The following is a 21,903-nucleotide window of genomic DNA, read 5'->3' as shown; positions in this document are numbered from 1 at the left end:
GGGGGCGGATGCCTTGGGGCTCAGAAACCCGCCGCCTGCCCGTCTTTGCGCGGATCGGACCCGGCGGAATAGCCGCCTTCGGGCAAGCGCTGCACCAATTGCGCCCCGCCGAAGCCGAAAGCATTGTCAGGCGCTTCGACATGGACGACATGGCCCAGATCGCGCAGCCCTTGCAAAAGATCGGGCGCCATGGCCGGTTCGCAGGCCACCTCCAGCCCCGATAGGATCCGCCAGCGCGGCGCATCGGCGGCGACCTGAACGTCCTGCCCCCAAAGCTGCGTACGCAGCAGCAGTTGCATATGGCCCTGCGCCTGAATCGGCCCGCCCATCATGCCATAGGCCATCAAGGGCTGGCCGTCCTTCATCGCGAAACCGGGGATGATCGTATGGAAGGGCCGCTTGCCCCCCGCCACGATATTCTGGTGCCCCGCCTCGGTGGTGAACCCAAAGCCACGGTTCTGCATCGAGACCCCCGTCCCCGGCACTACCACGCCCGAGCCGAAGCCCGCGTAGTTCGACTGGATAAAGCTGACCATCATGCCCGAGGCATCCGCCGTGCTCATCAAAACCGTGCCGCCCTGTTTCGGCGCACCCGCGCCAAAATCTTGCGCCTTCTCGGTCGAGATCAGCGCGGCGCGAGATTTGAGGTACGCCGGATCAAGCAGCGCCTTTTCGTCCACCTGCGTCATGGCGGTCCGATCTGCCACATAGGCATGCAGATCGCTATAAGCCAGTTTGCAGGCTTCGATCTGCAAATGCACCGCCATCAGGTCATCAGCCCCGGTGGTGCGAATGTCGCTGAGCTCCAGAATGCCAAGCGCCATGAGCGCGGCGATCCCCTGCCCGTTTGGCGGAATCTCATGCAGCTCCACATCGTCGAAGCTTTGGCTGATCGTGCCGCACCATTCGGGCTTGTTGGCGGCCAGATCGTCCATGCTCATCGCGCCTCCATTCGCCTTGGCATGGGCCACGATCTCTTGCGCGATCTCGCCTTCGTAAAAGGCTCGGCCATTGGTTTCAGCGATCAAACGCAGGGTACGTGCGGCGCCGGGGTTGCGGAACCGCTCGCCCGCGCGCGGGGCACGGCCCTCGGGCAGAAATGTCTCGGCAAAGCCCGGCTGCTTGCCCAAAACCTCGGCCCCGCGCGCCCAAAGCGTCGCGATGGTGGGCGAAACGAGGAAGCCCTCTTCGGCATAGCGGATCGCCGGGGCCAGCACGGTCGCGAGATCAAGCTTGCCGAACTTCTCCATCAATTCAACCCAAGCACTGACCGCGCCCGGCACGGTGACACTGTCCCAACCATGTTCGACCATGCCATCCGGAAAACGCTCGGGCGACCATGCCGCTGGTGCCCGACCCGAGGCGTTGAGCCCATGCAGTTTCTCGCCATCCCATAGGATACAGAAGGCGTCAGACCCCAGCCCATTGCCCGTCGGCTCCACCACCGTCAGCGCCGCGGCGGTGGCGATCGCCGCATCCACCGCATTGCCCCCCTGCTGCATCATCAAAAGCCCGGCCTGCGTGGCCAGTGGCTGAGAGGTCGCGACGACATTATCGGCAACCACAGGGGATCGGTGGGACGGGTAGATGGGATCGTGACGAAGCATAGCTGTCCTTTGCTTGGGTAAGGCCAGCGGCGCGGTCAAACCGGCCGCCTGTGGCGTTGCCGGCAAAGTGAACGTGAATGCATCTGCATGCAACTGCCCAGCAGAATAATTCCGAGCTCAGAGAGTGGGCCGATTGCTGTCGCGCCAACCGCGGTTGCCTTGCGACCTGCGCGCCTTGAGACGCAGTATTTTTCGATGGTGACGGAAACTTCGTTCGCAATGAGAGGGGGTGAAAACCACGACCCAGAGGGCCCAAAGACGGCTCGCCTCTCGATATTGCCATGCCCTTGCACAAAGCGACTGGTCGGCATCGGAAAAGATGCAATTGTGCAGAATGCGAGACCAGTCTCTAACGTTAACCAACATCTGGAACCTCCCTTTCGCATGGCGACAGGGCATCGCGCCACTGTAACCGCCTAGGATTTGGTCCCCCCGGATGGTGAGAATGCTCGCCTAAAAATCTGCCGAGAATAAGGCGGAGGGCTGCCAAAACCGTGCCGTGCAAACGTAACGAATTCGCAAAGCGAGGGTGCGCTGGGTGAAATCGGGGGGGGGATGAAGGCCCACGCGGGGCGCAGTGCCACAGGTTTGGTCGGGGTGGCGGAGACGAAGGGATTCGAACCCTCGAGACCCTTCCGGGCCTACTCCCTTAGCAGGGGAGCGCCTTCGACCACTCGGCCACGTCTCCGTCGACCCGTTTAGAGAGGTCGCGCCCGGGTGACAAGGCGAAATTCACAGGTATTTCTGCATTTTTCTAGGTTGGTTTCTTTTCATCTGGCTGGCGTGCGAGGCCGAGCCGCCGTGAAGCGCGCTTGGTCGTGCTGCTTTGCAGAAAGATGGCTGTTGCGCTGCTTTGTATGAGGCCGTTTCCCGGGCATGGGGAGCGGCTGTAGCAACTAACACAGGAGCGTGAATGACTTATGAAACGCCGCGGTAATCACGATAACCAATTGATATATAACATATATCTCCGCGAAAACCGATCCCTGCGCCGCTCAAACACCCTAGATCGCACCCAATCTCGCTGCAGGGGCGAAACTTTCAGGACCGGACACCCGTTACTTCACCACAAACGATGACATCGCAATGACGCGATTTAAGAGAAAACCAAAGGAACACATTATGAAACTTATTATGACCACCGCCGCCGCCGCTTTGATTTCTACCGCTGCCGTTGCCGACAACTCCACCCGCTACAACGACATTTTTCTCGACACCTCGGTGACTGCTGAGACAAGCGATGTCTATGGCAACAATGACCGCATGCGGAACCCGAACGCTTCGACCAAAGCGAATGACATCATGCTGAACACCGCCGACGCCGACAAGAACAGCGACACCGTGATGAGCACGCGCAACGCCCTGCGCAGCCCCGGTGAAGGCTATGTCTACGGTGGCTTTGGCCCGGGCAACGACAGCAGATAAGCTGTCACCTCCCACAAAAAAAGCCCGGCAGCGCAAGCTGTCGGGCTTTTTTGTTGGCGGGGTCAAAGACCCCTGCGAAATCGATCAGGTGTTGAACAGGAAGTGCAGCACGTCACCGTCTTTGACGATATAGCTTTTGCCTTCGGCGCGCATCTTGCCCGCCTCCTTCGCGGGACCCTCGCCGCCGAGGCCAACGAAATCATCATAGGCAATGGTTTCTGCGCGAATGAAACCTTTCTCGAAATCGCCATGGATAACGCCCGCTGCTTTGGGCGCCGAGGTGCCGGTTTTGATTGTCCAAGCCCGTGCTTCCTTGGGACCAACGGTGAAATAGGTCTCAAGATGCAAAAGCTCATAGCCCGCGCGGATCAGACGGTCGAGGCCAGCTTCTTTCAAGCCCATTTCTTCGAGGAACATCTCGGCCTCTTCGGCCTCAAGCTGGCTGATTTCCTCTTCGATCTGGGCAGAGATCACCACGTGCGAATTGCCCTGCGCTGCGGCCATCTCGGCCACTTTGGCGGAATGGGCGTTGCCCTCGGCGGCCTCGGATTCGCCCACGTTACAGACGTAGAGCACCGGCTTTGTGGTCAGCAATTGCAGCATACGCCAGGCTTTGGCGTCGTCTTCGTCGACCTCGACCACACGCGCGGGGTTGCCAGCTTCCAATGCTTCAAGCGCCATGCGCATTAGACGCTCCTGCTGCACCGCTTCCTTGTCCCCGCCGCGCACTTTGCGCACGATGTTTTGCAAGCGTTTCTCGATGCTTTCAATGTCGGCCAGCATCAGTTCGGTGTCGATGGTTTCGGCGTCCGCCACCGGGTCCACGCGGCCTTCGACATGGGTCACATCGCCGTCTTCAAAGCAGCGCAGCACATGGGCGATGGCGTCAACTTCGCGGATATTGGCGAGGAACTGGTTGCCCAAGCCTTCGCCTTTCGACGCGCCCTTCACCAGACCAGCGATATCAACAAAGGTCATGCGCGTTGGGATGATGCTTTTCGACTTGGCGATTTCGGCCAGCGTGTCGAGCCGCGCGTCGGGCACAGCGACTTCGCCGACATTGGGCTCGATCGTGCAGAACGGAAAATTCGCCGCCTGCGCCGCTGCGGTGCGGGTCAGCGCGTTGAAAAGGGTCGATTTGCCGACGTTCGGCAAACCGACGATGCCCATTTTGAAACCCATGACGATACCCCTATAAAAGCTGCGCGTGTGTTAGGGGTAGCGGGCGCAAAGCGCAAGGCTCAGCGCGCGCGGCGGTCCTGATGCGCCTGATAGATCAAGATCCAAGCCAGCAGGATAAACATCGGATGTGTCAGCCCGCCCGAAAAGATGATCGCGGGCAGCCAGATCAGGAAGACCACGATGGACAGGATCGGCCGACCGATCAACAGGATCGACAGCGGCGGTAGGAAAAGGGCGAGTACATAGTTCATGCGCCATGAGATAGGCGGCTTTGCGCAGAATGGAAGGGCGCGGCCTGCCACGCGCCCCTGATAGGGGAATTTTGCCGCCCCCTGCCCCACGGTGGATTGATTTTCACCGCGACATTCGGCATTGCCGAGGAAAGCACCAAATGAGGCAAGCCACATGACCCGTATCGACGCCAAATTCGAAGACCTCCGCGCCCGCGGCAAAAAGGCGTTTGTGTCCTATGTGATGGCCGGCGATCCTGATTTCGACCGCTCCCTTGAGATCGTGCGCGGCCTGCCTGCCGCCGGGGTGGATATCATCGAACTTGGCCTGCCTTTCACCGATCCAATGGCCGACGGCCCCACGATCCAGCTTGCCGGTCAACGCGCCCTCGAAGCGGGGATGACGCTGAACCGCACACTAGAAATGGTTCGCGCCTTCCGCGAGAATGACGACACGACCCCGATCGTGCTGATGGGCTATTACAACCCGATCTATTCCATGGGTGTTGAGAAATTCCTAACCGAAGCCAAAAACGCCGGGATCGACGGGTTGATCGTGGTTGACCTGCCGCCTGAAGAAGACATCGAACTGTGCTTGCCCGCGCAGGATGCCGGGCTGAACTTCATCCGCCTTGCCACGCCGACCACGGATGACAAACGCCTGCCGCGCGTGGTGCAAAACACCTCTGGCTTTGTCTACTACGTCTCAATTACTGGCATCACCGGCTCGGCCGAGGCGAATGCCGCGGATGTTTCGCCCGAGGTTAAGCGCATCCAAAAGGCCAGCGGCCTGCCCGTGATCGTAGGCTTTGGCGTGAACACCCCTGAAAAAGCCTGCGCCATCGCCGAAGTGGCTGACGGTGTGGTGATCGGCTCGGCCATCGTGAACCGCATCGCCAATGGCGACAGCCCCGAAGATGTTTTGGCCTTCGTCAAAACCCTCGCCGACGGGGCGCATTCGGCGTAACCCCTTCGCCTCAAGCAATGGCCCAGAGCCCGCGCTGCCACACTGGCCGCGCGGGCTTTTTCCTTGCTGCGGCCTTCTTAATTGCCAACCCCCCCGCCAGTTGCTACCAAAAGTTAACCCATTCAGCACAGGTGGCCCATGCCCGTCATCACCAGCATCGACGATCTTAAACGTATCTACAAACGCCGTGTCCCGCAGATGTTTTACGACTATGCGGAATCCGGGAGCTGGACAGAACAGACATTTCGCGAGAATTGCAGTGATTTCGACCAAATCCGCCTGCGCCAGCGCGTGGCGGTGGATATGTCGGGCCGCAGTACGGCAACGCAGATGATCGGTGAAGATGTCGCCATGCCCGTGGCGCTCGCCCCCGTGGGTCTGACGGGCATGCAATGCGCGGATGGGGAGATTAAAGCCGCCCGCGCGGCAGAGGCCTTTGGCGTGCCCTTCACCCTGTCGACCATGTCGATCAACTCAATCGAAGATGTGGCCGAGGCGACGACAAAACCGTTTTGGTTTCAACTCTATACCATGCGCGATCAGGACTATGTCAGCCGCCTGATCCAACGGGCCAAAGACGCGAAATGCTCCGCGCTCGTCATCACGCTGGACCTGCAAATCCTCGGGCAGCGGCATAAAGACCTGAAAAATGGTCTCTCCGCCCCGCCCAAACTGACGGTGAAAACCCTTGCCAACCTTGCCACCAAATGGGGCTGGGGCCGCGAGATGCTGGGCGCCAAGCGGCGGCATTTCGGCAATATCGTCGGCCATGTGCATGGGGTGACCGACAATGCCGACCTTGGCGCATGGACGGCAGAACAGTTCGACCCCTCGCTTGATTGGGACAAGATCGCGAAGATCAAAGAGCAATGGGGCGGCAAGGTGATCCTCAAGGGCATCTTGGATGCCGACGATGCGCGGATGGCGCTAAAGGTCGGGGCAGATGCGATCATCGTCTCCAACCACGGCGGGCGACAGTTGGATGGGGCGCTGAGTTCGATCCGCATGCTGCCCGAAATCCTCGACGCCGTGGGCGACCAGATCGAAGTCCACCTCGATGGCGGCATTCGGTCGGGTCAGGACGTGCTCAAAGCCATGGCGATGGGCGCTAAAGGCACCTATATCGGTCGCGCCTTTATCTATGGGCTGGGCGCGATGGGGCAACAGGGCGTGACCCGGGCGCTTGAGGTGATCCACCGCGAGTTGGATCTGACCATGGCGCTCTGCGGAGAGACGCAAATCGCCAACCTCGGGCGGCACAATCTGCTGATCCCGCGCAATTTCGGCGGCGACTGGCAGGAATGGCCGCGCGATCCGGGCAAATGCTGATCTTTCTCAACCGCAACCTCACCTTTCTCGCCACGCCGAAAACCGGGACCACCGCTGTTGAAATGGCGCTGAAACCCGAGGCCGAGATCGTCTTTTCGCGCAGCCGCAAGCATTTGACCGCGCTGCGCTATCGGCGCCGCGTGCTGCCCTTTTTGCAAGAGACCTTTTCAGCCTCGCCCGAACCCTTGGCCGTGATGCGCGATCCCGTAGAGCAGATCCGAAGCTGGTATCGCTACCGCAGCCAGCCCCGGCTGGATGGCAAGAAGCTCAGCACCAAGGGGCTGACCTTCGAGGCGTTCGCGTTGGAAGTGATTTCTGACGCGCCACCGCCCCGCGCGCAGATCGGCAGCCAATTTTCTTTTCTAACCTCCGACCAAGATGACCTTTTGGTGCAGCACCTCTTTGCCTATGAACGCCAACCGACCTTTCGCGATTTTCTGGCCGACAGGCTGGGGCGCGAGGTCAAGCTGAAGCCCAAGAACGTCTCCCCCGATCTGCCCGCCCCCCTATCAGGCGAGGTCGAATCCCGGCTCCGCACCGCGCGTGCCAAGGAGTTCGCTCTTTATGATCGGCTGATAGCGGCAGACGGCTACCTGCAGACCCCGCAGGAATAGCGCCTTCGCTGCCCTTTTGCCCTTTCCAGCCGGGCAAAACCGGTCTATACGCGCGGCTTCACGCGGGAATACAGCCTTGGAGGATTCCCGCCCTAATCAATTGGAGACTAAAATGGCCGGAGAGATTCCTGATCTTGAAGCCCAGGTACGTACGGGGACAGGCAAGGGCGCCGCTCGTCAAGCACGTCGTGACGGCATGGTTCCTGGTATCGTATTTGGTGGCGACAACGACCCGCTGCCGATCAACATCCCGTTCAACAAGCTGCTGACCCGTCTGCGTCAGGGCCGCTTTAAGGCGACCCTGTTCAACCTCAAGGTTGAAGGCCACGACGACGTTCGTGTGATCTGCCGCGACGTTCAGCGCCACGTTGTCAAAGACCTGCCCACGCACATCGACCTGATGCGCCTTAAGCGGACCACCAAGATCAACCTGTTCATCAACGTCGAAGTCAAAGGCGAAGAAGAATGCCCCGGCCTGAAAAAGGGTGGCGTGCTCACTCTGGTCCGTCCGGAAGTTGAACTGGTTGTGACGGCTGCGGACATCCCTGAGTACGTGACCGTGGACATCACTGGCCTCGAAATCGGCGACAGCGCGACCATCAGCCGTGTCGACCTGCCCGAAGGTGCCAAGCCCACAATCGACCGTGACTTCGTTGTGGCCACGATTTCGGCTCCTGCTGGCCTTGCCGCGTCGGATGACGACGAAGACGAGACTGCAGCGGACGAAGTACCGACAACCGAAATGGGTCCGCCCGACGGTGAAGAATAAGCATCAGCCGCAAGGCAATGCTGGAACGGGGTCGCATCACGCGGCCCCGTTTTGCGTTTAGGGGGTGATTTCTTTAAAAGAAATCACTGCGGAATTTTCCAAAAATTTCGGCACACAGCAGGCCATTCCATCCCCCTGCCCCTCTTGCTAAACTCCACCGAACCACAGGAGAAAGCCCATGAAACTCATCGTCGGCCTTGGCAACCCGGGCGACAAATACGCCCGAAATCGCCACAACATCGGCTTCATGGCGCTGGACCGTATCGCGGCTGATCACGGCTTTGCCCCGTGGAAGGGCAAGTTTCAGGGCAGTGTCAGCGAAGGGCGTTTCGGCTCCGACCGGGCGGTGCTGCTTAAGCCTGAGACCTTCATGAACAACTCCGGCCAATCGGTGCAGGCGGCGATGAAGTTTTACAAGATCGACCCCGTGGATGTGATCGTCTTTCATGATGAACTCGACCTCGCCCCGGGCCGCGTGAAATGCAAGACCGGCGGCGGCCATGCGGGCCACAACGGCCTGCGCTCGATCCACGCGCATATCGGGGCAGAATATGACCGCGTGCGCATGGGCATCGGCCACCCCGGCCACAAGGACGCGGTCGCGGGCTATGTGCTGCGCGACTTCCCCAAAGCGGACGAAGGCTGGCTGGACGATGTGCTGCGCGGCGTCTCGGACGGGGCCGCCGATCTGGCGCGAGGCGACACCGGGCGCTTTATGAATGCCGTGGCGCTGCGCGTGGCCCCACCACGGTCGGGCACCGGCAGCAAGGGGCCAAAGAAACCCGCCGAAGCACAGCCAAAGCCCGCCCCCAGCAAGCCCGTCCCCAGCAAGCCCGAGCCGGAGGCAGAGGCCCAATCGCCGCTGCAAAAGCTGATGCACCGCTTTCGCTGAGCGCCCCAGTCTGACGTTCAGCCTGACGCCCAGCCTGACTGACGCAATGTCGGGCTGGCCCCCGCCCCTGCGCCGTGGTTCACTGAAACTGAACAGGGGGACATCATGCGTACATTCGGAAAATGGCTTGGCCGGGTCTTGCTCGCGCTTTTGGTCGCGGCAGTGGTCATCGGACTTTGGAAGCGCGAAGAGATTGAGCGGCTTCTGGCGGTGAACTCTCTCTTCTCCGAAGAGAAGATCGTGCATAACTTCAGCCATATGGACGGCGCGTTTCTTTCTGCCCCGATTTCGCGCGGGGACGGGCTGACCAGCGAACTTGCCTACGGCCCTGAGACCGAACTGCCCGATGCCGTCGACGACTGGATCGCGGCGCGCGATGTGACCGCATTGGTGGTGCTGAAAGACGGTGCCATCGTCTATGAGAACTATTTCAAAGGCACCGGCCCCGAAGACCGCCGGATCAGCTGGTCGGTGGCGAAAAGCTATCTCTCCGCACTGGTGGGCATCCTGCTGGAGGAGGGACAGATCGCATCCCTCGACGATCCGGTCACGAAATACGCGCCCAATCTCAGAGGCAGCGCCTATGACGGGGCAAGCTTACGCAACGTGCTGCATATGGCCAGCGGCGTCACCTTCGACGAGGACTATCTCGACTACGATTCAGACATCAACCGCATGGGCCGGGTCGTCGCCTTGGGCGGCCGGCTGGATGATTTCACCGCCGAACTGACCGAGACTTTCGCGGAACCCGGCAGCCAGTGGCAGTATGTCTCGATCGACACCCATGTCATCGGCATGGTGGTGCGCGGGGCCACCGGACGCAGCGTGCCGGAGTTGCTGAGCGAAAAGGTCATCGCGCCCTTGGGTCTGGAACATGCGCCCTATTACATCGTTGATGGTTCAGGCACTGCTTTCGTGCTGGGCGGGCTGAACATGACCACACGCGACTATGCCCGCTTTGGCCAGATGTTTGCCCAAGGCGGTGAATGGAACGGCAAGCAGGTCGTGCCCGCAGACTGGGTGACAGCATCAACCAACCCCACCGCCCCCACTGCGGAGGGGCAGATCGGTTACGGCTACCAATGGTGGATCCCCGTGGGCGCAGCAGAGGGGGAATATATGGCGCGCGGCATCTATGGGCAGTACATCTATGTCGACACCGCCCGTGATGTGGTCATCGCCACCAATGCCGCCGACCGCAAATTCCGCGAAGCCGGGGTTTCGGACCAAAACATCAAGATTTTCCGCCAGATCGCGGCATCGGTCTCAGGCGGGACCTGAGGCAGAAAGGCAAGATATGACACCCGACAGCAGCATCAACGTCCTGAACCAGCCCCTCGTGATCTGCGGGACCGACCCGGTGACGGGGTTCTTTCGCGACGGGCATTGCAACACCTGCGCGCAGGATCAGGGCAGCCATACGGTCTGCGCGGTGATGACGGCAGAGTTTCTAGCCTATTCGAAATATGTCGGTAACGATCTCAGCACCCCGCGCCCCGAATTCGGCTTTGCCGGGCTCAAGCCGGGCGATCCTTGGTGCCTCTGTGCCGCGCGGTTCCTGCAAGCCGCGGATGAGGGCTGCGCGCCGCGGGTGCACTTGGCCGCCACGCATCTGCGCGCGCTCGATATTGTGCCGCTGGACGTGCTGCGCGACCATGCCATCGACGAAAGCGAGGGATAATCATGCGCCTGCGCCTCCTGCCCCTTCTGCTGCTGTTGCCTGTCTCCGCATGGGCGGAAACCACGCTCCGCCCCGCCGATAGCGCCCGGCTGGACAACTTTGACGCTGCCTTTGGCGATGCCATGATGCAGGGCTTGGCGGGGGGCGAAGCGGGGGACGTGGCCGCCCTGACACGCGCACTCTCCGGGCAACCACAGGTCGCCTTTTCCGCCGATTTGCAGGGGGAATGGTCCTGCCGCACGATCAAGCTTGGCGGGATCAGCCCGCTGGTGGCCTATTCCCCGTTCAAATGCCGCTTCACCGCCAGCGACCGCGGCTTCACCTTTGAAAAGCTTACCGGATCGCAACTGACGCGGGGGGAGATCACCCTGCGCGCGGGCCGCGCGATCTATGCTGGGGTGGGCTATGTCCGGGGCCAAACACCCCCCGATTATGCCGACCTGCCCGAAGATTTCACCTCTGGCGGCAAGGTGCAAAGCGACGTGGCGGTCTTTCAGCGGGTCAGCCCCACACGGGCGCGGCTGTTGTTTCCATCACCGGCGATTGAGAGCGATTTCGATATTCTGGAACTGACGCGCTAAGGCGCCACGCCGCCCTTAGGCCGCGTGGCAAAGTTGCAGTTTCGACTTCGGACGCGGCATCAGCGCATCGTCCATCAGGTCTTCGATAAAGGTGCTTAGAAGCTGGGTCCGTCCGGTTACGCCCGCTTTGCGGTAAATCGCGTTGGTCTGCGCTTTCACGGTGCCTTCGGAAGTGCCGCGCATCTCAGCAATGTCTCGTGTATTCAATCCCTTAGTCAGGAAAATAGCCACGTCCCGCTCTGCCGGGGTGAGGTGCCATTCGCGAAAGTGTTCTTCGAGCACATCAGCGAATTCCACCGTACAATGACGCAGCGCCGTCTCTGCACGTTCGGCGCGCTGGAGGCTCATTCGCAGGGCCATCCAGCCCAGAACGACCCCAAGGATCAGACCCAAAACCTGGATCCCTTTATTCGGCCCAATGTCAGCCAGAGGGGTGCCAAAAAGTGTTACGCCCCGACCCTCCAGTGCAAAAACGAGCACGAAATAGACAGTGGCGTTAAACTGTAGAGCGGCGATAACCCACAGTGCGATCTTTTTCTTATTATTCATGGTGAAGCCTTGCCTTGGTATCCGCCGTATTTAACCGCGGCACACCGAAGTGCAAGGGATGGCGGCCATGCGCCATGATCAACCCTTAGTGATTTGGCACCCGCCCCGAAGGGCGAGTGCATTGTCTTGAGGCCAGTTTGAGGGAGGCTTCGCTGGCCGGAATATTGTTTTAGCGCAATGCCTTAGCTGGCATTAACCCGCATTTAGCGCGGGAAGCTGTTCACTTTTGCAGCGTCTTGCGCAGCGGGAAAGACGGTGACGGTGACGTCGGATGTGTCTTCGGCGCGGAAGGTGCCGCTGTTGAAGATGTCCAGTTTCACATTGTCGACCGCGTCATTGCGGCTGGAGTAGGAAACGCCTGCATCCGCTTTGTCGTTATAGCCGATTTGCTGGCCTTCCATGCCTTGGGCGAAAGCAGCGGAACCTGCTGTGGCAAGAATCAGGGCGGTGGTTGCGAGTGTCTTTTTCATGTCGTGTCCTTTCGGGGGAAAGTTGAGGTCGCGCCGTGATCAGCGCGGGAAGCGGTTGACCGAAGCGTCGCTCTGCGCGGTCGGGAAAACGGTGATGGTCACGTCGGACAGGTCTTCGGCGCGCAGGATACCGTCTTTGAAGATTTCCAGTTTGGTCTCATCCACAGCTTCGCTGCGGCTGGAGTAGGAAACGCCATTGTCGGTCTTGTCGTTGTAGCCGATGCGCTGGCCTTCCATGCCTTGAGCAAAAGCAGCGGTGCTTGCTGTGGCGAGGATCAGGGCGGTTGTTGCGAGTGTCTTTTTCATAGTCTTAGCCTTTCGGGGAGGAAAGTTGGGGGGAGGAGCCGTCGTTCGCGATTAGCGGACGAAGCGGCCGTCTTTTTGTGCGTCTTGGGTTGTGACGAATACGGTTGCGGTAGCTTCGGCAGGTGTCTCGGCGCGCAGATCGTCAAAGCTCAGAGCGTCGGATGTGACGTTACGTGTGGAATAGGCGGCGTCTGCGTTATCTGCGGTATAACCGACCTGTTGGCCTTCCATGCCCTGTGCGAAGGCGGCTGTGCCTGCTGTGGCAAGGATCAGTGCGGCGGTTGCGAATGCGTTTTTCATATCGTGTTCCTTTTCAGTCCCGGGGTGGGTTGCGAGCCGATCATCAGTGATGCGGCGTCGTTGGGATGACATGGAAAAGGGCATTCGAGGGGGTATTGGCTATCTGCCCCGGGTTTAAATCATCCGATCTAAACCCCTGTAAGAGCGTCATAAACTTTGGTTTACGGAGCCATGGCAGAGCGAAAAACGAGGGAAAGATGCCTTAGCGTCAAGCCTGCAAGGGCGAAACAGAGCTTCGCGGGCAGGCGCGCGGGCTGTAGGCGAAGGCTAGCGGGTCTTTTCTCAATGTGAAAGTTTTTTCGCTCTTTTTCTGCAAAGAACTTCGCCCCCTGCGCAAAGTTTATGCGAAAATCGCGCGATTGGCTTCGGCCCACAAAAAACGGGCCCGCGTTTTCACGAGGGCCCGTCAAATTCCACTCAGATTCGGAAGCGGATTTAGGCGAATTCACCCATGTCGAAGTCCAATGCCCGGGCGACGGTGAAGATATCTTTGTCGCCGCGACCACACATGTTCATCACCAGCAGGTGGTCTTTCGGCAGTTCCGGCGCGATCTTCATCACATGGGCCAGCGCGTGGCTGGGCTCCAGCGCCGGAATGATGCCTTCGAGGGAACAGCACAGCTGGAACGCCTCCAGCGCCTCACGGTCGGTGATCGAGACGTATTTCGCGCGGCCAATATCGTGCAGCCACGAATGCTCTGGCCCGATGCCCGGATAGTCGAGCCCCGCTGAGATCGAGAAGCCTTCGAGGATCTGCCCATCGTCGTCTTGCAACAGATAGGTACGGTTGCCATGCAGCACGCCGGGGCGGCCCCCGGTCAATGAGGCGCAATGCTCCATCTTCTCGTTCACACCCTTACCACCTGCTTCGACGCCGATGATGTTCACCGATTTGTCGTCAAGGAACGGGTAGAAGAGGCCCATGGCGTTGGACCCGCCGCCAATAGCGGCGATCAGCGTGTCGGGCAGACGGCCCTCGGCCTCCTGCATCTGCTCGCGGACTTCCTTGCCGATGATGCTTTGGAAATCACGCACCATCGCCGGATAGGGGTGCGGCCCGGCCACGGTGCCGATGCAATAGAAGGTGTCGCGCACATTGGTCACCCAGTCGCGCAGCGCGTCGTTCATCGCATCCTTCAGCGTGCCACGGCCCGAAGTCACCGGCACCACTTCGGCGCCCAGCAGGCGCATGCGGAAAACGTTGGGCGCCTGACGCTCAACATCATGCGCGCCCATATAGACCACGCATTTCAGCCCGAACTTGGCACAGACCGTCGCGGTCGCAACCCCGTGCTGTCCCGCGCCGGTTTCCGCAATGATGCGTTTCTTGCCCATGCGGCGGGCAAGGATGATCTGGCCCAGCACGTTGTTAATCTTATGCGCGCCGGTGTGGTTCAGCTCGTCGCGTTTCATATAGACCTTGGCGCCGCCCAGATGCTCGGTCAGCCGCTCGGCGTGATAAAGCGGGCTGGGGCGACCGACGTAGTGGGTCCACAGATCATGCATCTCGGCCCAGAAACTGTCGTCGGTCTTGGCCTTCTCATATTGCTCTTCCAGTTCAAGAATGAGCGGCATCAGCGTTTCTGAGACAAAGCGCCCGCCGAAATCGCCGAAACGGCCCTGTTCGTCGGGGCCGGTCATGAAGCTGTTGAAAAGATCGTTGGCCATTGCGCCTCTCCTAGAATGTCGCGTCAGCCTTACCGCAGCCTGCCTCCATGCGCCACCATGAGTTTCGCGCGAAGGGCGGGCGGGCAAGGCTTCGCGCTAGTCGAAGAGTTTGAACAACTCGCGTTTCAGCGCATTCTCCAGCTCATCCTTCACGATATCCTCGGTCGAGCGACTGTCATCCGGTGCGATGTTCAACTCTTCTTGGATTTTCTCGCGCACCACATCCTCGGCCCGCTGCTTTTCCTCGGCGAAATTTAAGTCGATCGCGGCGCGCAGATCGGCCTTGATCTCAGGGTCCGCCCATGGCCCGGTGATCCGCACCGGCACTGCCAGCCCGCCGCGCGCGGCATTGACGCGCAGCGCTTTGGGGGTGACCGTATAATCAAGAGTGCGCGCGCCCAGATTGACCTGCCCCGCCCCGGTCGCGTTGAAGTTCGGCAGCAGCATCAGCAGATCGTCATTGCGCAATACGCCCCCGGCGATGTCGAATGTCGCCTCAACGGAATCGAAAACCGTGCTGCCGCCCTCGGCATCGACAGAGCCCAAGAGCGCATCCAGATCGATCCCGGCAATCGTGCCGCGCCCCATGCTCAGCGTCCCATTGCCGCTGAGCGAGCGCATGATCGCATCCAGCGATTGCCCGGAGCCGAGGAAAGACAGCGCCGCTGTCCCATCCCCAGTAAAGCGCGTCACCCCGGCGGTATCTTCCAGCAGGTCGCGCATCTGGACGCCCTGCGCCGTCAGCTTGCCGCCCACCGACAGACCGCTGCGGTTGTTCACCACGAATTCACCGGCAACCTTGCCGCCATAGGCGCTCATATCCTGCAGATCGAACACCATCCGCGCGCGGTCGTTGTGCAGCACGGCCCGTGTGGGCCCAAGAGCGAGTTGCCCCAGATCAATGCTCTCAGCGCTCAGCGCGATGTCGCCGTCGAAAGCCGCAAGCCAATCCGCGTTGATTTCCTGCCGAGACCACCCCTCCAGACCCGCCGTTGTCGGGCTGCCGCTGCCGCCCGTCTCTGCCGTTTCGTCCGACAGGGCCGAGAGGTCCAACGCCCCGGTGCGCAGATTGGCGGTGATGCGCGGCGTGCCATTCAGCGCCAGATCGGCCTGCCCGGTCAGGCTGTTGCCGCCCAAGTCCACCGCGATATTGCGCAGCGCCAAACGCCGATCCGCCGTCAATGTCAGCCCACTGCGCAGATCGACTGACTGGCCCAACCCCCGTGGCAGCGTGACACCGCCCGCCCCGAAAGACGCCAGAAACCGCGCCGTATCGGGGCTATCGACCCGCAGATCCCCCGCCAGTGCACCATTGAGCGATCCGCGCCCATCGAAAGAGACTTCGCCCCCGCGCGTCGCAACATCCGCGCGCAGCGGCTGCACGCCGCCTTCCAGAAAATCCGCAAAGCCTTCGATCCGCGCGGCAAGCCGAACCGCATCCCCCGCCGGGGCCATGCTGGCGGTGATATCCGCCGCCCCGCCCCGCTCGGGCCAATCGAGCGCCAGATCGACACCTTCATAGCGCAGCACATCGGCCCCTTCGGCGTCATAGATCAGCGTGGCATCGGTTACCGTCAGCTTCTGAATGCTCAGGGGGCGGCGGCTGGCGGTCGGTTCGCTCTGCGTCTCAATCCGCGCGCCGCTGCTGCTGTCGGTGAACTGCCAACTCGCCCGCCCATCAAGGCGTTGCTCCAACCGGATCACCGGACTTTGCGCCGCGATATTGGTGATGCGTATCTCACCGCGCAAAAGCGTGCCTGCATCCACCCCAATCGCCGCATTCGCCGCCGTCAGCATCGCCCCCTTATCGGTCCAATCCGCATTGCCGACCTCAAGCCCGCCCGCGGTCACCCCCAGCACCGGCCAGAGCGTCACGCCCACATCGCCGGTGATCGACACCGCGCGCCCGGTCATCCGGCTGAGTTGGTCGCTGGCGATCCGCGCGATCCGGTCACCTGGCAGCAAGAACAACGACCCCAGCATGACCACAATAATCAGCAACAGCGCGCCGATACCGCGTATAATCCATCTCATGGCTCTCTCCTCCTGCCCGGCGGCTCTTTCCCCGCTCACCTGCATGCCTTATAGCGCAATGCATGAGCACAAACCCACCCAATCTGCGCCCCGACCTCGCCCCACAGGCGAAGATCAGCAACCCCGCCCGTCCCGGCCAGCCGACAATCGGCATGGTCAGCCTTGGCTGCCCCAAGGCGCTGGTGGATTCTGAACGCATCCTGACGCGGCTGCGCGCCGAGGGCTATGGCGTGTCGCCCGATTACGCCGGAGCCGATGCGGTGATCGTGAACACCTGCGGGTTCTTGGACAGCGCCAAGGCCGAAAGCCTCGACGCCATCGGCGAGGCGCTGACCGAGAACGGCAAGGTGATCGTCACCGGCTGTCTGGGGGCCGAGCCGGACTACATCCGCGAACACCACCCCAAGATCCTCGCCGTGACCGGCCCGCATCAATATGAACAGGTACTCGACGCGGTGCACGGCGCGGTGCCGCCCAGCCCGGATCCATTCATTGACCTGCTGCCTGCGCAACAGGTATCGCTCACCCCGCGCCACTACAGCTATCTCAAGATTTCCGAGGGCTGTAACCACAAGTGCAAGTTCTGCATCATCCCCGACATGCGTGGCCGCCTGCAAAGCCGCCCCGCCCATGCGGTGATGCGCGAAGCCGAGCGGCTGGTCGACAATGGCGTGAAAGAACTGCTGGTCATCAGCCAAGACACCTCCGCCTACGGCGTTGACATTAAACACGCCGAAGACCGTGGCCACCGCGCCCATATCACCGATCTGGCGCGCGACCTCGGCAGCTTGGGCGCATGGGTGCGGCTGCACTACGTCTACCCCTACCCCCATGTGCGCAAACTGATCCCGCTCATGGCCGAAGGTCTGGTGCTGCCCTACCTCGACATCCCGTTCCAGCACGCCCACCCGGACGTGCTGAAACGCATGGCCCGCCCCGCCGCCGCGTCGAAAACCCTCGATGAGATCGCCGCGTGGCGCGATACCTGCCCCGACATCACCCTGCGCTCGACCTTCATCGTCGGCTATCCGGGCGAGACTGAGGCAGAGTTCCAGACCCTGCTTGACTGGCTCGACGAGGCGCAGCTCGACCGGGTCGGGTGCTTCCAATACGAAAACGTCGAAGGTGCGCGATCCAACGCCCTGCCTGACCATGTCGCGCCAGAGGTCAAACAAGACCGCTGGGATCGCTTCATGGAAAAGGCGCAGGCCATTTCCGAGGCCAAGCTCGCCGCCAAGGTTGGCAAGCGCATCGACGTGATCGTCGACGAGATCGACGAAGACGCTGCCACCTGCCGCACCAAGGCCGATGCGCCTGAGATCGACGGCAACCTTTTCATCGACGAGGATTTTCAGCACCTCAAAGTCGGCGATATCGTCACCGTTGAAGTCGAAGAAGCAGGCGAATACGACCTTTGGGGACGTCAGATCACCTGACGCCCCCGGTGGCCGATCAGGCGTAGGCGCCTGCCGAATAGGTCAGTTCATAGCTGTGGCTGTAAAGCTCGAACACGATGCCAAAGGGGTCTTCGACATAGACCATGCGGTAGGGTTTCTCGCCCGGGAAATACTCCCGCACCGGCATCCGCTGCTTGCCGCCCGCCGCGACGATCCGCTCCAACAACCCTTCAACATCCGGGTCTTGGATGGCAAAATGGAACGTGCCGTGGCGCTTGTGCTCTAGCTTCTCCTCGGGGGCGTAATTGCCCGGGAATTCAAAGATTTCGATGCCGATGCCATCCGCCGTGGCAAGATGGGCAATGCGCAGCGAACCCCAGCCGGGGCCGAAGACATCGGTGCACATGACGCCGATGGCCGTGTCTTCTTCTACCGCTTCGGTGGGCTGCATCACGACGTAAAAGCCCAACACTTCGGAATAGAATTTTACCGCAGCGTCGAGGTCCGGCACGGATAGGCCGATGTGGGAAAAGGTACGGGGGGTGGTCATGGGGTATCTCCTGTTTGCGTTGAGCTTGAGATAGACAAACACGCCCCACATGTGAAATTATCAAACCTCATCTAAATCATAACGAAACGTTTGATATGCTGAATGCCACTTGGCTTGAGACCTTCACCACCCTTTGCGAGGCGGGCCATTTCACCCGCACGGCAGAGCGGCTCAACATGACGCAGCCCGGCGTGTCGCAGCATCTGCGCAAGCTGGGGGACCAGTTGGGCCAGCCGCTGATCGCGCGCGACGGGAAAAGTTTCACCCTGACTCCGGCGGGCGAAGCGCTGTTCGAGACCGGCCTTGCCCGCCGCCGCGAAGAGCAGCGCCTGCGCGAACGGATCGCCACCGATCTGCCTGACCGGGGCGTGGTGCATATCGCCTGCTCCGGCAGTTTCGCCATATTGCTCCAGCCCCTGCTGCTAGAGTGGATGGCCAACGCGCCGGACCTCTCCCTGCACCTTGAAGCCGCGCCGCAAGCCACGATCCGCGCCGGGTTGCTGGATGGGCGGTTCGATCTGGGTGTGCTGGCCGATGATCCCGCCCATGCCAGACTGGAGGCCCAGCATCTGGGGCGCGAGGAACTTTGCCTTGTTCTGCCGGTTAATGCATTGGAACAGATAGAAAGTTTCTCCGATCTTGAAACCCGCGGTTTCATCGCGCATCCCGATGGCTTTGCCTATGCCGACGATCTGTTGCAGTTGAATTTTCCGGGCAGCTATCCGGGGGCCGACCGGATCCGCCTGCGTGGCTATGTGAACCAAATCGGCCAGATTCCGGCGGCGGTGGCGCGGGGGGTGGGCTACACGCTTTTGCCCCGCAGCGGGGTCGAGACTTTTGCCGCGAAGGACCAGCTTCGGCTGCTGCCTCTGCCCAAACGGCGCTGGCATGAACTTTGGCTCGCCTCACGTCGCGGACGGCCCTTGCCTGCGCGAATGCGCAGAGCGGCGGAACTTATCGCCGAGGCCGCAGCGTCCCTGCGCTAACCCTACATTTCGCCGATATTGTGGAACCAAACCACCTCGCTACTAGATATACCCTTAAGGAAGGGCGAGAATACGGAGAGACTTGAACATGTTCCCTTTCTGTTCTATATGTAGAACGCAGTAGCAGAGGAATGACCACATGTCTTTTCAACCTCAGTTTCCCGGCATCTTCGATCCTGACCAACAGGGTCGCCCGCCGCGCGGCAGTGACAGTGCACAGCCCAAACAGGCCGACCGCCGCATGCCCGCGACCGAAAAACAGATGCAATACGCCCGGACCCTTGCCAAGAGAACGGGCAGCACGTTGCCCGAAGGGATCGAGGGTGATCGCACGGCGGTGTCAGAATGGATCGACGCGCATAAACCGCAAGCGCTAGAGGGGCCTTTCGCCGCCTACCCCTCGGCCAAACAGGTCGCCTTTGCCGAACGCATCGCGCGCCTAAAACGCCGCGATGTGCCGCAAGAATGTTTTCGCGACAAAACCCTGATGTCGCGCTGGATCGACGGCAACAAACCGCGCTGATCCGTCGGGTCGCCCGACTGACGCGGCGTCATCTATGGCATGGCAGAACGACGCTGCTACCTTTTCGGCATGGCTTATCCGACCTCCATTTCTGAAACCTTGGCTGATGGCACAGTGCATCTGCTCAGTCTCGGCTTCGCTATCCCGGCCAGCATCTTTCTGATGATGCATGCCGCAGGTCAGGAGGGCACGCTGACCGCCACGGTGATCTATGCGGTGTGTATCCTCGCCTCCTTCACCGCCTCCGCCGTCTACCACCTGCTGCCCTTCGACCGCAGCCGCGCTTTTCTAGGCCGCGTCGACCACGCGGCGATCTATTTCAAGATCGCGGGCACCTATACACCGCTGGTGATGGTGATCGGCTCAGGCTTTGCCTATGGCATTCTCGGCGTGGTCTGGGCGCTCGCGGTGATCGGCGCGGTGGCCAAGCTCTGGTTCTGGCGCACCGATGCGCGGGGGTCACTGGCGCTCTACCTCGGGATGGGCTGGCTCTCGGTCCTGTTGATCTACCCAATGTGGCACAATTTGCCCGGTGCCGCCTTAGCGCTGGTGGCCGCGGGCGGGCTAACCTATTCGGCGGGCACATTGATCTATGCCCACCCCGGCATGCGCTATCAAAATGCCATCTGGCATGCTTTCGTACTCATCGCCACGGCCTGTTTCTTTGCCGCCATCGCGCTAAGCCTTTAGGCCGCGACCGCGTCCAGATAGTCCCGCACGCAGGTCTGGACATGGCGAAACCGATCTCCGCCCAGATGTTTGCCGCCGTACCAACGGGTGACGACGATGAGGTGATCTTCCAGTCCTTCCCGCTCCAGCATGCGCAGGATCACCATCCCGGCACCGGATTCGCCATCATCCCCTTTCAGCGGGCCGGAGTCTGATAGCAGCACCGCCCATGTGTTATGCGTGGCCTTGGCATAGGCTTTCTCGCGCTTGAGATCTTTCAGCGCGGCGTCGACCTCGGCACGGTTGCGCGCGGGGCAGCCCGACACCGCATATTTCGATCCGCGGTCGTTCAGTACCTGCCCCAGTTTGCGCAAACCGTCACAGCCCCGCCATGGTGCGCCGCACGATATCAATGCGCGAACTGTTGGGCGGGTGCGTGCCAAGGAAACGATCACCCGGATCAGGGATGCGGGTAAAGAATTCCGCCCCGCGCAGCGGATTATAGCCCGCCCGCGCGGTGATGATCGTTCCGAGGGCATCAGCCTCAAGCTCGAAGTCCTTGGAGTACCGCCGCGCGCCGACCTCAGCACCCAGTTCCTGCGCCGTGCGCACAGCGGTCGCGTCCCCACCGCTGAGCGTGGCGATCCCGGCAAAAATCACCGCGCCCGCCATGGCGTTTTGCTGCTGGCGGCCAATATGGCCCGCGATGTGATGCGCGGTCTCATGGCCCAGCACAAAGGCCAGTTCGTCTTCGTTGCGGGCATCGGCAATCAACGCCAAGGTAAAGGCCACGATCGGCCGACCATTTTTATCTAGCGTTTGAAAGGCGTTGGCAGGCTGTCCGGGGCGATCATCGACAACGATGTTAAAGTCGCAATTCATCCCCGTGGTGCGGTTGCGGCACTCCCGCTCGGCCACGGGCTCAAGCGTGCGAACCACCTGCACAAAGCTCCGCGCGGCGGCGTTCGCGCTTAGCCGTGGGCCCGACTGCCCAGTGGTTTGCTGCCCGGTGGTCTGCTGCCCCGTGGTCTGCGGCCGGTCGACCTGGATCGGCCCTGTCTGAACCGGTGCCACCCCACAGGCCGAAAGCAGGGCGATGACGGCAAATGCGCCAAGGGCATTCAACAATTTCACGGCAAGTCCTCGCTCGGTTTTTCCTCGCCCACCTGTCTAT

Annotated in this window: 25 protein-coding genes and 1 tRNA gene; 13 read left to right on the top strand and 13 right to left on the bottom strand. The window is 61.1% G+C overall.

Going from position 1 to position 21,903, the window contains the following annotated elements:
* Positions 1-20 precede the first annotated feature (20 nt).
* Together A3722_RS19215 and A3722_RS19210 are read right to left on the bottom strand one after the other, a co-directional pair.
* Positions 21-1,607, bottom strand: coding sequence for a gamma-glutamyltransferase family protein (locus A3722_RS19215; protein WP_067623031.1), 1,587 nt, complete (start codon positions 1,605-1,607; stop codon positions 21-23).
* A gap of 598 nt (positions 1,608-2,205) precedes the next feature.
* A tRNA-Ser gene (locus A3722_RS19210) sits at positions 2,206-2,295 on the bottom strand.
* Positions 2,296-2,729: 434 nt separating this feature from the next.
* Here A3722_RS19210 and A3722_RS19205 point away from each other — a divergent pair.
* Positions 2,730-3,032 (top strand): hypothetical protein, encoded by a 303-nt coding sequence (locus A3722_RS19205; protein ID WP_067623028.1) that lies wholly within the window; start codon positions 2,730-2,732, stop codon positions 3,030-3,032.
* Positions 3,033-3,116: 84 nt separating this feature from the next.
* Here the strand turns inward: A3722_RS19205 and ychF are convergent, their stop codons facing one another.
* Positions 3,117-4,214, bottom strand: coding sequence for a redox-regulated ATPase YchF (gene ychF, locus A3722_RS19200; RefSeq protein WP_067623025.1), 1,098 nt, complete (start codon positions 4,212-4,214; stop codon positions 3,117-3,119).
* 59 nt (positions 4,215-4,273) lie between these two features.
* Positions 4,274-4,465, bottom strand: a complete 192-nt coding sequence (locus A3722_RS19195) for a hypothetical protein (protein WP_067261693.1) — start codon at positions 4,463-4,465, stop codon at positions 4,274-4,276.
* A gap of 154 nt (positions 4,466-4,619) precedes the next feature.
* Between A3722_RS19195 and trpA the strand changes: the two genes are divergently transcribed.
* From trpA to A3722_RS19155, 8 genes are all read left to right on the top strand, one after another.
* The gene (gene trpA / locus A3722_RS19190; protein WP_067623023.1) at positions 4,620-5,411 is read left to right on the top strand and encodes a tryptophan synthase subunit alpha; all 792 of its coding nucleotides are present in this window, start codon (positions 4,620-4,622) and stop codon (positions 5,409-5,411) included.
* Positions 5,412-5,549: 138 nt separating this feature from the next.
* A complete protein-coding gene (locus tag A3722_RS19185; RefSeq protein ID WP_067623020.1) occupies positions 5,550-6,740 on the top strand; it encodes an alpha-hydroxy acid oxidase in 1,191 nt (396 codons plus the stop codon).
* Positions 6,713-7,354 (top strand): hypothetical protein, encoded by a 642-nt coding sequence (locus tag A3722_RS19180; RefSeq protein WP_236627475.1) that lies wholly within the window; start codon positions 6,713-6,715, stop codon positions 7,352-7,354. The genes A3722_RS19185 and A3722_RS19180 overlap by 28 nt, the downstream gene beginning before the upstream one ends.
* 112 nt (positions 7,355-7,466) lie before the next feature.
* Complete coding sequence (locus A3722_RS19175; RefSeq protein ID WP_067623015.1) at positions 7,467-8,123, top strand: 50S ribosomal protein L25/general stress protein Ctc; 657 nt, start codon at positions 7,467-7,469, stop codon at positions 8,121-8,123.
* Positions 8,124-8,301: 178 nt separating this feature from the next.
* Positions 8,302-9,015 carry an aminoacyl-tRNA hydrolase gene (pth, locus tag A3722_RS19170; protein ID WP_067623012.1) on the top strand — a complete coding sequence of 238 codons (714 nt, stop codon included), beginning with the start codon at positions 8,302-8,304 and terminating at the stop codon, positions 9,013-9,015.
* A gap of 105 nt (positions 9,016-9,120) precedes the next feature.
* Positions 9,121-10,296, top strand: coding sequence for a serine hydrolase domain-containing protein (locus A3722_RS19165; protein WP_067623009.1), 1,176 nt, complete (start codon positions 9,121-9,123; stop codon positions 10,294-10,296).
* 16 nt (positions 10,297-10,312) lie between these two features.
* Positions 10,313-10,696, top strand: a complete 384-nt coding sequence (locus A3722_RS19160) for a DUF2237 family protein (protein WP_067623006.1) — start codon at positions 10,313-10,315, stop codon at positions 10,694-10,696.
* Between the two features lie 2 nt (positions 10,697-10,698).
* Complete coding sequence (locus A3722_RS19155; protein ID WP_067916376.1) at positions 10,699-11,277, top strand: DUF4893 domain-containing protein; 579 nt, start codon at positions 10,699-10,701, stop codon at positions 11,275-11,277.
* A 15-nt stretch (positions 11,278-11,292) separates the two neighbouring features.
* Here the strand turns inward: A3722_RS19155 and A3722_RS19150 are convergent, their stop codons facing one another.
* The 6 genes from A3722_RS19150 to A3722_RS19125 form a co-directional block, all read right to left on the bottom strand.
* Entirely contained in the window at positions 11,293-11,826 is a 534-nt protein-coding gene (locus tag A3722_RS19150) for a helix-turn-helix transcriptional regulator (RefSeq protein WP_067625949.1), read from the bottom strand.
* 203 nt (positions 11,827-12,029) lie between these two features.
* Entirely contained in the window at positions 12,030-12,296 is a 267-nt protein-coding gene (locus A3722_RS19145; protein ID WP_067625952.1) for a hypothetical protein, read from the bottom strand.
* A 39-nt stretch (positions 12,297-12,335) separates the two neighbouring features.
* Positions 12,336-12,602, bottom strand: a complete 267-nt coding sequence (locus tag A3722_RS19140) for a hypothetical protein (RefSeq protein ID WP_067625955.1) — start codon at positions 12,600-12,602, stop codon at positions 12,336-12,338.
* A 51-nt stretch (positions 12,603-12,653) separates the two neighbouring features.
* Complete coding sequence (locus tag A3722_RS19135; protein WP_067625958.1) at positions 12,654-12,902, bottom strand: hypothetical protein; 249 nt, start codon at positions 12,900-12,902, stop codon at positions 12,654-12,656.
* Positions 12,903-13,337: 435 nt separating this feature from the next.
* Positions 13,338-14,570 carry a tryptophan synthase subunit beta gene (gene trpB, locus A3722_RS19130; RefSeq protein ID WP_067625961.1) on the bottom strand — a complete coding sequence of 411 codons (1,233 nt, stop codon included), beginning with the start codon at positions 14,568-14,570 and terminating at the stop codon, positions 13,338-13,340.
* 96 nt (positions 14,571-14,666) lie between these two features.
* A complete protein-coding gene (locus A3722_RS19125) occupies positions 14,667-16,604 on the bottom strand; it encodes an AsmA family protein (protein ID WP_067625962.1) in 1,938 nt (645 codons plus the stop codon).
* A 62-nt stretch (positions 16,605-16,666) separates the two neighbouring features.
* Here A3722_RS19125 and rimO point away from each other — a divergent pair, with 62 nt between their 5' ends.
* Positions 16,667-18,040, top strand: a complete 1,374-nt coding sequence (gene rimO, locus A3722_RS19120) for a 30S ribosomal protein S12 methylthiotransferase RimO (protein ID WP_067625964.1) — start codon at positions 16,667-16,669, stop codon at positions 18,038-18,040.
* A 16-nt stretch (positions 18,041-18,056) separates the two neighbouring features.
* Here the strand turns inward: rimO and A3722_RS19115 are convergent, their stop codons facing one another.
* Entirely contained in the window at positions 18,057-18,551 is a 495-nt protein-coding gene (locus A3722_RS19115; RefSeq protein WP_067625967.1) for a lactoylglutathione lyase family protein, read from the bottom strand.
* Between the two features lie 95 nt (positions 18,552-18,646).
* On the opposite strand from A3722_RS19115, the gene A3722_RS19110 reads away from it, so the two are divergent.
* The 3 genes from A3722_RS19110 to trhA all read left to right on the top strand — a co-directional run bounded on the left by A3722_RS19110 (position 18,647) and on the right by trhA (position 20,750).
* Positions 18,647-19,537, top strand: a complete 891-nt coding sequence (locus A3722_RS19110) for a LysR family transcriptional regulator (RefSeq protein ID WP_067625970.1) — start codon at positions 18,647-18,649, stop codon at positions 19,535-19,537.
* A 139-nt stretch (positions 19,538-19,676) separates the two neighbouring features.
* The gene (locus tag A3722_RS19105) at positions 19,677-20,060 is read left to right on the top strand and encodes a hypothetical protein (RefSeq protein ID WP_082849545.1); all 384 of its coding nucleotides are present in this window, start codon (positions 19,677-19,679) and stop codon (positions 20,058-20,060) included.
* A gap of 69 nt (positions 20,061-20,129) precedes the next feature.
* A complete protein-coding gene (gene trhA / locus A3722_RS19100; protein ID WP_067626001.1) occupies positions 20,130-20,750 on the top strand; it encodes a PAQR family membrane homeostasis protein TrhA in 621 nt (206 codons plus the stop codon).
* On the opposite strand, the gene A3722_RS19095 is transcribed toward trhA, so the two are convergent.
* The gene (locus A3722_RS19095; protein ID WP_067625972.1) at positions 20,747-21,103 is read right to left on the bottom strand and encodes a YigZ family protein; all 357 of its coding nucleotides are present in this window, start codon (positions 21,101-21,103) and stop codon (positions 20,747-20,749) included. The two genes, trhA and A3722_RS19095, sit on opposite strands and share 4 nt — an antisense overlap.
* A 4-nt stretch (positions 21,104-21,107) precedes the next feature.
* On the bottom strand, positions 21,108-21,863 hold the full coding sequence (locus tag A3722_RS19090) for a M48 family metallopeptidase (RefSeq protein WP_067625974.1): 756 nt from the start codon (positions 21,861-21,863) through the stop codon (positions 21,108-21,110).
* Between the last annotated feature and the right edge of the window lie 40 nt (positions 21,864-21,903).

This window comes from Sulfitobacter sp. HI0027, from assembly GCF_001634775.1.
Taxonomy (GTDB): Bacteria; Pseudomonadota; Alphaproteobacteria; order Rhodobacterales; family Rhodobacteraceae; genus Sulfitobacter.
The sequence above is the reverse complement of the archived record's forward strand: the minus strand, read 5'-3'. Positions and strand labels throughout refer to the sequence as shown.